The organism is Streptomyces sp. NBC_00631, assembly GCF_045206895.1.
GTDB lineage: Bacteria > Actinomycetota > Actinomycetes > Streptomycetales > Streptomycetaceae > Streptomyces.
Genome location: NZ_CP107734.1, coordinates 9,256,875 through 9,266,846 on the forward strand (window position 1 = coordinate 9,256,875; position 9,972 = coordinate 9,266,846).

The following is a 9,972-nucleotide window of genomic DNA, read 5'->3' on the forward strand; positions in this document are numbered from 1 at the left end:
GAGGTGCGGCACCCGCACTCAGGTCTCTGCCGACGTCGGGACGGAAGCCGTGTCCGGTCTGGCGCGCAGGGCCGCGAGGAGGGCGGTGACCTCCAGCAACCGGGTGTGGATCTCCGCCGGTGCCGGGGGCAGCTCGTACGTGCGGTAGTGGCATGCCGCGCTCAGCGCCGACCAGGTGGTACGGCACCGGCGGGCGGTGTCGTGTCCCGCGTACCACTCCAGGCACAGCATCCGGTGCTTGCCGATCCGCGTCATCGACGGAGTGACCCGCTGCCAGTAGGCGTCCAGGGCCTGGTCGAGCGCCATGCGGAGCAGGACCGCGGCGGCACGGGCGCGCAGGCCGGGGGCAAGGGTGTTCACGGTGCTGGGCTCGCAGAGCAGGAGACGGGCGGCGGCGGTCACGAGGGTCTCCGGGGATGCCTTCATCGGGCACCCCCGGCGTTCTGACTCCCGGTGCCGCTCCGGATGGCCGTCGCGAGCGCCTTGGTCCGGCGGACGAGACTCCTGCGGTCGTCGACGGTCGGCAGGGACGTGTGAGCACCTGAGTTGAAGGTCTCGATCAGCGTCCAGCCGCCGGGACAGATCCGCTCGACGGCCGCACGGGCGTGCTGCTGCTCGTCGCCGAGCAGGGCGAGGGACACGTACGACTTGGTGCGATCGAGGGACTGGACGCGTTCCTCGACCGCCCGCAGCCCGAGTCCCTGCTCGTCGCGGAGCCTGCGTCGCGCCGTCTCCAGGCAGGCGGCCTCCACCGCCACCCGGCACATGGCGGGCAGCACGTGATCGGCCACGGCCTGCGGCAGGTTGGGGTCCAGGGAGATGGCCCGCGCCTCCGCGAGAGCCTGTTCCACCGGGTCGGTGAGAGTCTCCACGCCCACCACCGAGTCGGTCTGGCGGCTCACGCGCAGGATGGTCGCCTTGATGCCGAGGTGTGCGACAGCCTGCTGGAGCCGGGTGTCATGGGTGAAGACGATCACCTGCCTGTCCCGGGCACAGGCGTCGAGCACCCGGGCCAGACCCTCGACCTTCTCGGGGTCCATGGACTGCACGGGGTCGTCGATGACGAGGAAGCCGAACGGGCTGTCGGCGTGCGTGGCGCGCGGCAGGAACAGGGAGAGCGCCAGGGAGTGCAGCTCGCCCTGGCTCATCACGCTGTAGGCGGGCGCGGACATGTCGTCCACGGAGACGTCGAGGACGACCTTGCCACGGCCGGGGGTGCCGGCGAGGGTGACGGATCCGAGCGTGACGCTGCTGTGCTCGCACAGCAGTTGCCACACCTCCTGGGACCGCCGGGCGAAGGGTCGCAGCCGTGCGTCCCGCAGTTCGTCGATGATCGGCCGCAGCCAGGTCCGCGCCTTGCGCGCGTGCCTGCCCCGGTCGAGTGCGGCCTCCTTCGCCTCCGCAGCGCCCAGCCATTCGGCGAGCCGTACGGCGAACGGCTGCCAGGCACCGTCGTGCTCGGCGAGCCGCCGGGCCGCCTCCTCCCGCACCTGCCGGCACGCGTCGTCCAGCGCGGCAGCGGCATGCTCGAGGCGGTCCGCCAGCTCCCTGGGGTGGGTGATGTCCCGGCACCGGGTCCACTCCTGCCACACCGCCGCAAGCGGGGAGGGCTCGCTCCGCAGCCACACCGGGACCGGTTGTACGAGGCCGTGTCCGGCCCGAAGCGAGACCGCCACCTCCTGCCGGGCGGCCTCGGCGTCCGCGGCGGCCGTCTGGAGTCGCTCCACCTCCCCCCGTGCCTGCTCGGCCCACTCCCGGTCGAGCCGGTTCTCGGCTCCGCAGACCGGGCAGTCCGTGTTCCGGGAGCGCCGCTGGTGCTCGATCGCGGCCTCCAGCAACCGGGCCATGCGGCGGGCCTCGTCGGCGGTGCCGTACCGGGCCTCCTCCGCACGCGCGGCAGCCTCCCGCAGTCGGGCGACAGCACCACCGACCTCCGCCAGGTCCGGCCCGGTGAGAGTCGCATGCCGCCGCAGCCGGGCCAGCTCCGCCTCCGCGGCGGGAGCACGGCTCTCCAGCAGCGCACGCACCCGGCCGAGATCGGGCTTCGCTCCCGACAGCGCCTGGACCGCCTCGCGGGCCCTGGGGTCGTCGAGCGCGCCCAGATCGCCGAGGAGCCGCGCGGTGAGCGCGTCCGTGCGATCGACCGTCTGCTTGCACTCACTGACGGCGTCCTTGACCCGGCCGTCGAGCTCGGCGAGCAGTTCGAGCCCGAGGAGTTTGAAGAAGGCGTCGTGCAGCCCGCCGAGCGTGCCGTTGATCATCGAACCGAGTTCGCTGTACGGCAGGAAGGGCCGGGCGAGATCCAGCGCCTCGGCGTCGACGACCTCCTCCAGCTTCCGCTCCGAGCCGTCCGCCCCCTCGACCCGCGTGCGGGCCTCGTCGACCTTGGGCCCATGCCAGGTCCGCCGCAAGGTGACGGCTTCACCCCGCTCGCCGACGGACAGCACGACGGAGACCTCGGGGGTGACGTCGGGACTGTGCAGGTTGCGCCAGCCCTTCTGCCAGTCGCTGGCCCGCCGCCCGTCCCACCGGGAGTTGCGGCCGGTCAGCGCGGTCTCGGCGGCCTCGGCGAAGCTCGACTTGCCGGAGCCGTTCGGCCCCGCCACGACGACCAGGCCGGGCCCGGGCGGCAGTTCGAGGGTGGTCCGCGGACCGATGCCCGCGCCAGCCCGCCGCGGTGATGGACCGGAGCTGCACGGGCCCGGCTCGCCCTCCGCTGCTCCTGCCCGCCTCGTCGGGGACCAACTCGTGCAGCAGCTCCTGTACCTCAGGTGCGAGGCCGGAGTGGTGCAGGCGGTCGAGGAGGAGATCGTGCAGGGACGCGGAAGGCTGATGGGTCATGGTCATTCCCCGGTGTATGGGCGCGGCAGGAGGGGCCACGCGGGCTGCTGATGCGCCTTGTTGGCACCTCAAGCATGAGGATTCCCTGTTAGCACTGTCAACGCATTTGCGAGATTCCCGTTATTCGAAACTGTGTACGCGTTGGGAGTCCCGGACCGGTCGATCGAGGCCGCTAAAGTGACCGCATGTCCCCGCGCACCTACTGATCATCGGAGACCGCACCGCACTGAGCTGGGTGATCACCGAGCAGCGGATGGCGTTTCCGGCGGGCCGGTCAAAGGCGGCGCGCGTTGGAGGAGGGGGAAGAGGTCTTCCTCTACACCACGTGCGGATGCTTCCGGAATCCGACGCGGGACCTGGGACGGGTCATCGACTGGGCGACGATCGCCAGCGCCGTACACGTTCTGGACGAGCCGGTGGTCTTCGACGAGCGTTCCTAATCCGAAGGTTGCTAAAGGTGGCGGGCCTGGCTCCGTTCCGTGAGGGCTTGGTCCTGCGGGATCTGGTGCCCCGACTGTCCGTCTTCCCTGACCTCGCGACCTGGAGTGTCCGCATGCGGCGGGCGTCACTGACCCTCCCGCCGGCCGATGCCGAACTCGTGCGCACGGAGCTGGAACCACTGCTGTAGCCGTACGGTGAAACGCGCGGGGGGTACCGCTGGGAGCCGTTGGCGGCCTGACTCGTCAGCCCGGAGCGCCGTCCTTCTGTGCAGCGTGATTCGCTGCTCGCCGACCGGTGACCTGGTGACCCGGTGACCGGATCATGCCTCGGCGCTGGCGGCGATGGTCAGCAGGCGGAGAGGACCCGCTCGTTGAGCCACGCGACCGCTTGTCGGGGAGGCGCGTACGTGTCGACGCCGATGACGTGAATAGTGCCGAGCCTGCCCCGCGAGCCGTCGACCCGGAGGACGCGATGAGCGTGGCCGCCCGGGTGGGGATGGACGATCATGGCGTTGGGAGTGTCTGCGGGGGCGTAGCCGGCGCTGTAGGTGAGGAGTTGGTGGACGTCGGCGGCGCTGACGCCGTGACGGTCGTAGCGCTTGTACTTGGCGTCCACAGGCAGCAGTGCGCGGTGAGACCGGTCAGGCGTCGGGAGGCTCAGGAGCAGGTCGGGGCGGAAGGTCGAGGCGTTGCCGAGGTCTCCGCGGACGGTGATGCCCGTCTCGCCGCTGCTGGGGACGGCGTGTCCGCCGCACGGGGCGGCGGCCTCGGCGCCCAGACGTCGTACGACGGCTTCCCAGAGCGCGGGCATGGGCAGCAGGAGGCCGTCCGCCGTACTGCCCAGGTCGGTGAGCAGGTCGGTGACGCCTCCGCCGCGCAGCAGCAGGCGTGCCCAGGTGTGGGCTGGACGGTAGCGGGCGTTCAGACGCGTGTACCTGATGCGGTCCAGGGCGCGCAGTGCCGCGTCCGGGGTGGCGGCTCGCGGGAACGCGCCGGCGATCCCGTGCAGGTCGCGGGCCAGGCCGGAGCGGCTCGTTAGCTTGAGCGCGACACTCAGGGCGGTCCCCAGGACGCGGTTGTCCCAGATGTCGTTCTCGCGGTCGAAGGTGCGTATGTGCAGCTGGTCCAGTTGTCCGTAACGACGCGTGGCCTGGGCGGCGAAGTCCAGTCGCCCCCGCAACACCGGTTCCACGCTCTGGTGACGTACGTAGTCGCGGCGCAGTCCCTCGCGCACCAGTTGCTCGCACTGCTCCAGGAGGGCCGCGGCCACGAGATCGGCGTAACCTTCCGGGCCGGTGGCCCAGCGTCGTGACGTCGCCCGGACGGGCGTGGGCGCGTCCAGGGCGTAGGCGAGCCAGTTCATGAGCCGGTCGCCCGGGATGGCGAACTTGGGCTCGATGACGATGCGGACACGGTCGAGGATCACGACTCCTACGCTCGAGTCCGCCCGCAGCCGCCATCCGGAGCGGTCGGGACGCAGGGTGAGGTGACCTCCTGCCTGGAGGGCGTGCAGGCGATCGATGTCCCGGGACGTGAGCTGTTCGATGTCCAACGGAACGAACTCGTACTCGCCGAGGCGGACCTGGGTGCGCTCAGGCATCGGGGCTCGGCTCACCGCCGCTGAACTCGGCGGCCAGGGCGGTGGCGAGGTCCTGAGGAGACATGAGCGCCGTGCGGCCGGTGTCCGCGTCGACCAGGCTGCCGAGGATGCGGTGGAGCAGGTCGGCCCGGCCGAGGCAGTAGTCCTCCAGCAGCGGGATCACCTCGTGGTGGAAGGCCGCGGCGAGGTCGTCCTCCGTGGCGATCGGCGCGCCGTCACGCAGCAGGTAGGCGTGTCCTATCTGGTGGTCGGCGTCGAGGTGCCGGGTGATGCGGGTGTTGAGGGATTCGAAGAACTCCGCGAGGTCCAGCGGGCCGACCGTGCCAGAGACGGCGTCCGGATCGGGGCCGACGGATACGAAGGCGAAGCGGCGGCGTACGGCCGCGTCGAGGTGGCTGATGCTCCGGTCGGCGGTGTTCATCGTGCCGATGATCCGGATGTTCGGCGGAACGGAGAAGCTCCGACCGCTGACGGACAGGGCGAGGGGCAGGCCGCGCTTGTCGAGTTCGAGAAGCGTGATCAACTCGCCGAAGATCCTGGGCAGGTCACCGCGGTTGATCTCGTCGATGATCAGGAGGTACGTCTGCTCGGGATGTGCCGAGGCCCGGTCGCACAGGGCGTGGAACACTCCGTCGGTGAGGGCGAGTGTGAGCCCGGGGCCCGTGGCGCTCAGATCCGGTTTGAAGCCCTCGACGAAGTCCTCGTAGCCGTAGGAGGGATGGAAGGTCACCAGATGGACCTGCTCGCCGCCCAGCATCTCGGCCTGGGCCGCGGAACGTCGGACGGGGTCGGTGTTGATCACGTCCGCGCGGCCGGCCATGAAGAGGGCGGCACTGAGCGCGAGCCGGGTCTTGCCGGTGCCGGGAGGCCCATGGAGGATCACCTGCCCCTTCCGTTCCAGCGCGTCCAGTACGGCCCGGACATCCTCGGGCGCCAGATCGGTGGACGACGAGGCAGCCAGCACGGGGGAGCCAGCCGTCCGGTGTGCGGTGAGCCTGGCGAAGAGCGTCGGGTCGACCTTGGCGAACGTGGACCGCCAGCCGTGCTGGGGTCCTGACAGCTTCTGCGCGTGGGAGACGTCCCAGTCGACCGGGACCACGTGCCGGAACTCCGGCCGTTCGGGATCGAACCGATAGCCCCCGGTGACGGTACCCGTGGCGAGCACCTCGTCCATCCCACGGTTGGCCACCACCCGGTCTCCGGCCTCCAGGTCCCGGAAGGCGAGGAGTCTACGCGCGGTGGTGAGACTGCGAGCGCTGCCGCTGGGCCAGTTCGCGTCGAGAGCCTCTTTCAGCTCGGTGTCGGTCTGATACTCACCCAGGTCACGAAGCTCGTCCCACCCTACGCAGATGAACCCGCCGTCACGGCACTCCTCCCACAGGCGGGCACGCTCACCGGGGGCGATCTTCCAGATCGTGCGCGTCTGCGGACGCGGGTCGAAGTCCTGGTAGAGGAAGGTCATCACCTCGTTCCCGGACCAGCCCGCGAACTCCGACCGCGACCGCACGAGTTCGAGGAGTTGCCGGTTGCTGCGCCAGGTCGGTGAGTCGGCACCCGAGGTGCCGCCCAGCAAGGCGAGGAACTTCCGCAGGTGCCCCGCGGAGTAGACCGGGAGGAAGTACTCGGGGTAGTAGGTGGCGAGAGTCTTGGTCACCAGCGCCGGCCCGAACCGAAGGATCTCGAGTTCGTCCACGGCCGCGAAGTCACCCACGGACACGGCGGTCAATGCCCGGAGAAATTCGGCCCGAAGACGTTCCCACGCGTCCTGGGGCTCCATCCCGCGCAGGGGCGCCGCCAGCCGCCACTCACCGGAATTGTGACGGTACATGATGTGCTTCGCGGCGCTGCCGCCCTTGATGCTGCCCAAGGACTGGGTGCCGAACTCCATGAGTCGGCAGTACGTAATCCCCGGCCCGGACTGTTCCAAGCCCAACGCGTAGCGTTCCAGGGGCAGCCTGGGCCACTCCTCCAGGGGGAACTGGGCCAGCACCTGCTTGCGCTCCTGCTCTGCGCCAGCTTCGTCCTTGGCGGCGGTGCTCCGGTCGAACCGGGCCGCTGCGTCCCATATGTCCACGCCGTCGGTCATGGGGGTCATGATGCCGGAACGGTGGTGGGCGCAGCGAGTGGAGGGCGTTTGGGGTCTGCGTTGGCCGCGTCCGTCGCACCGGCCGGCAGGAGCCCTGCCGCCGCGTGTCATGCTGTGGCGGTCTTCGAGGGGGAGGGTGATATGACCGAGAAGCCGCTGACGCACAAGCAGGCGCTCGCCGCAGTGATCCAGGCGCTGGGGGGCACCTGGGACACCGAACGTGCCGTACTGGCCCTACGGGTCTCGGGGTACCGGCCGGCCAACGACGAAGCCGCGGGCAAGGAAGCCCGCCGCAACCTGCGCGAGCTCGCCGACGACGGTCTGATCGTGAGGCCGGAGCCGGACCAGGCCGTTTACCGGCTGGCGTAAACATCACCGCGGCGCTCTGACGCCGCCGTCAAGGGGCGACGGGCTCCTGGAAGCCGTTCGTTTCGATGTGGGCAATGGCTGACGGATGGGTGGTCAGCCACTCGCCGCACACTCGCCAGTGATGAACGCTGCCGTCGCGGAACTTGGTGTGCACTTCTGCGACGAGCTTCTTGTCGCACTCGCCGCTCGTGGCCATGGAACAGATGACCTTGTCGTGTTGCTCGAACGCTGGTATGTACGGGTGGATCGACAGGATCGGAGAGCGCATCTCCCGCGTTACTCCATGGGACATGGCGCGGAGGGTAGCAGCGCGTCCTCGCCGGCCGCTTGCGCGCCGTGCGATGTCCGGTCGGTGGTCACGACTCGTCCTCGTCTCCCAGCTCGTTGACGAGCGGTACGAGGAGCGGGTGGACGGAGAAGCCGGACGCGCGGCCGCCGGGGTCCGCGTCGTATTCGGCCTTCAGGACCTGGACGGCTGATTCCGGGATCTTGCCCAGGTTGCGCAGCAGGCCAGTGATGCGGGTGACCGGTTTGGTGAAGCCTCTGAGGGAGCGGCCCGAGGGGTAGTGACAGATGTCGTAGACACTCTTGGCGTCCGCGACACCGTCCATCTCGGCGGCGTACTTGATGACGGCGACCCGGTCCTCGTAGTTCTCGTAGGTCAACCGGTCGAAGAGTTCCTGGAGCGCGTCGATGTTCCAGCCGCCGTAGGCTCCGTCGTCGGTCCCGATCCGCTCGACGCGTTCGATGTCCTCGACGGACCCCTCGCGGAGACCGAACTCCAGGATCGGCGCGGCGACCTCCAGGAACCGCTTGGGCGTCAGCATGAAGAGCCGCCCGCCGCCCCTGGCCCTGAGCTCCTCGGTCAGTTCTGGCCGGGGGCCGCGGTTGAAACCCTGTTCCTTGCGCCACCAGTCCTCCTTGACGTCCGCGGTCACGAACAGCACGTCGCAGTGGCGGCGGCCGGCCTCCCGGAGGATCTGCTCCCACACGAGATAGTCGGCGGCGGCTCCCACGCCTTCCTTGGTTTTGTCCATGTAGCCCGGAGGCAGCCGTTTCTCGACGCGGCGCATGCCTTCCGCGATCGCTTTGTCGTAGTCCTGCTGACCCAGTGGAGCGCCGACCCGGCCGTCGAGCGTGGGTTCCAGTTCCGCGATGACCGGATCGGTGCTCGTGTCGTGGGTGATGTTCTGCCACTCACCCTCGCCGACCTTGACGATCGCCTCTTGCACGTCGTCGAAGACCTCGTTCAGCTGACTCCGCAGACGGTCGGTCTCCTCCTCCGGGAGGGCCACACGATTGGCCCAGGTGCGCATGGTGCGTTCCGCCTGGGCCGCGTGACCGGCCATGTCGTCGGCGGCCTGCGCACCGGACGACCGTGCGTCGCTCAGGGTGCCCTCACGGTTGCGCCAGAACTCCACGAGGACCTGGTGAGGCACCCACAACCGATCCTCCACGGCGCCGAGCGCGCGCAGCAGGTCGCCGCGCGCCTGCTCGGTGTAGCGGTAGAGGTTCAGCAGGACGTTGGCGTCGGGGGCGACGAGACCGTGGGTCAGTACGGAGGTGAAGTCGTCGGTGGTCGGGGTCCGAAAGGCGCCGAAGTCGTCGAAGAGGCCTCGGCTGTCCGCCCCGGCCGTCGTGTCCTCTGCCACTGCGCCCCCGCCGTCGCCGTATGCCGCGTCCGAGGGGCTTTCCGTACGTCACGTCCCCTCGGGTTCACCTGTGGGGACGGTAGCGCGACGAAGACGACCGTTGGAAGCGAACGGGGAACTCTCGCCGGTGTGTTGGCCGGGGCGGGCGTCCCATGTCAGCTAGACCGGTGGCACACCTCGGCCCAGACGGTCTTGCCGCCCGGCGGATGCGGTTCGGTGCCCCAGCGGTCGGCCAGCGCGCCGACCATGAGCAGACCGCGGCCCGTCTCGTCGTCGGTCGCCGAGTCGGTCGGTACGAGGGGGAGTTGTCCGCCCTTGGCGTCGGTGACCGCGATGCGGAGCAGGCCGGTCGTGATGTCGAGGGTGAGGGCGAGCCGGAAGTCGCGGCCCTGGACACGGCCGTGCAGGGCCGCGTTGGCGGCGAGTTCGGCGACGATCTGCTCGGCTCGCTCGGTCACGTCTAGTGACAGGTCCCAGGCGCGGAGCTGAGTGGTGGCGAGGAGGCGTGCGAGGCGGGCTCCTCGGCGGGTGGAGGACAGGAGCTGCGCGAACGTCGCAACGGTGCCGGGCGGTTGGGGAAGGGTTGCGCTCATGGGGCCACCGTGGCGGGCGCGCGGGGGCGCGTTCCAGGAGTGACGCCCGTACGGTGCGTCAGCGTACGGACACATTCTGTGGACGGTACGGGTATCTTGCAGTCACGCTGGGCGGAGCGGGAGCTTGATCCGTCCGACAGTCTGCGGGCATTCGGCGCCGTCGTCCGGCTTCTGCGGGAACATGCGGGGCTGAGAAGTACCCGAAGCAGGCACCCGCACTGAACGGGCGGGCCTGTCGAGGTCGTGTACCGACCGAGGGAGTGGGTGGTGCTTCCTTCGCTCGCTGATCCGTCGCTGTTCCCGAAGGAGCTGCGCGCCGGGCGCACCGGGTTTCGTGCGCGCTGGAGAACTGTTCGTAGTTAGCGCTTCACGCATTGGTGCGCTGACCGTA

At 69.9% G+C, this 9,972-nt stretch carries 9 protein-coding genes and 1 pseudogene; 3 read left to right on the forward strand and 7 right to left on the reverse strand.

The window, feature by feature from the left end; genetic code table 11:
• Positions 1–18: 18 nt before the first annotated feature.
• Together OHB00_RS42110 and OHB00_RS42115 are read right to left on the reverse strand one after the other, a co-directional pair.
• The gene (locus OHB00_RS42110; RefSeq protein ID WP_406443024.1) at positions 19–426 is read right to left on the reverse strand and encodes a hypothetical protein; all 408 of its coding nucleotides are present in this window, start codon (positions 424–426) and stop codon (positions 19–21) included.
• A complete protein-coding gene (locus OHB00_RS42115; RefSeq protein WP_406443026.1) occupies positions 423–2,606 on the reverse strand; it encodes an AAA family ATPase in 2,184 nt (727 codons plus the stop codon). Before OHB00_RS42115 ends, OHB00_RS42110 begins: the two co-directional genes overlap by 4 nt.
• Before the next feature lie 525 nt (positions 2,607–3,131).
• Here OHB00_RS42115 and OHB00_RS42120 point away from each other — a divergent pair.
• A complete protein-coding gene (locus OHB00_RS42120) occupies positions 3,132–3,281 on the forward strand; it encodes a hypothetical protein (protein ID WP_406443027.1) in 150 nt (49 codons plus the stop codon).
• 346 nt (positions 3,282–3,627) lie between these two features.
• Here OHB00_RS42120 and OHB00_RS42125 read toward each other — a convergent pair whose 3' ends face one another.
• Complete coding sequence (locus OHB00_RS42125) at positions 3,628–4,881, reverse strand: McrC family protein (RefSeq protein ID WP_406443028.1); 1,254 nt, start codon at positions 4,879–4,881, stop codon at positions 3,628–3,630.
• Entirely contained in the window at positions 4,874–6,967 is a 2,094-nt protein-coding gene (locus tag OHB00_RS42130) for an AAA family ATPase (RefSeq protein ID WP_406443029.1), read from the reverse strand. Before OHB00_RS42130 ends, OHB00_RS42125 begins: the two co-directional genes overlap by 8 nt.
• 141 nt (positions 6,968–7,108) lie before the next feature.
• Here OHB00_RS42130 and OHB00_RS42135 point away from each other — a divergent pair, with 141 nt between their 5' ends.
• Positions 7,109–7,336, forward strand: coding sequence for a hypothetical protein (locus OHB00_RS42135; RefSeq protein ID WP_406443031.1), 228 nt, complete (start codon positions 7,109–7,111; stop codon positions 7,334–7,336).
• 28 nt (positions 7,337–7,364) lie between these two features.
• Here the strand turns inward: OHB00_RS42135 and OHB00_RS42140 are convergent, their stop codons facing one another.
• The 3 genes from OHB00_RS42140 to OHB00_RS42150 form a co-directional block, all read right to left on the reverse strand.
• The gene (locus tag OHB00_RS42140; RefSeq protein ID WP_406443032.1) at positions 7,365–7,604 is read right to left on the reverse strand and encodes a hypothetical protein; all 240 of its coding nucleotides are present in this window, start codon (positions 7,602–7,604) and stop codon (positions 7,365–7,367) included.
• An 88-nt stretch (positions 7,605–7,692) separates the two neighbouring features.
• A complete protein-coding gene (locus OHB00_RS42145) occupies positions 7,693–8,988 on the reverse strand; it encodes a PIN-like domain-containing protein (protein ID WP_406443034.1) in 1,296 nt (431 codons plus the stop codon).
• A 155-nt stretch (positions 8,989–9,143) separates the two neighbouring features.
• Positions 9,144–9,581 (reverse strand): ATP-binding protein, encoded by a 438-nt coding sequence (locus tag OHB00_RS42150; protein ID WP_406443036.1) that lies wholly within the window; start codon positions 9,579–9,581, stop codon positions 9,144–9,146.
• Between the two features lie 78 nt (positions 9,582–9,659).
• On the opposite strand from OHB00_RS42150, the pseudogene OHB00_RS42155 reads away from it, so the two are divergent.
• Positions 9,660–9,773 (forward strand): annotated as a pseudogene (locus OHB00_RS42155) (transcriptional regulator); the annotation flags it as partial.
• Positions 9,774–9,972: the final 199 nt, after the last annotated feature.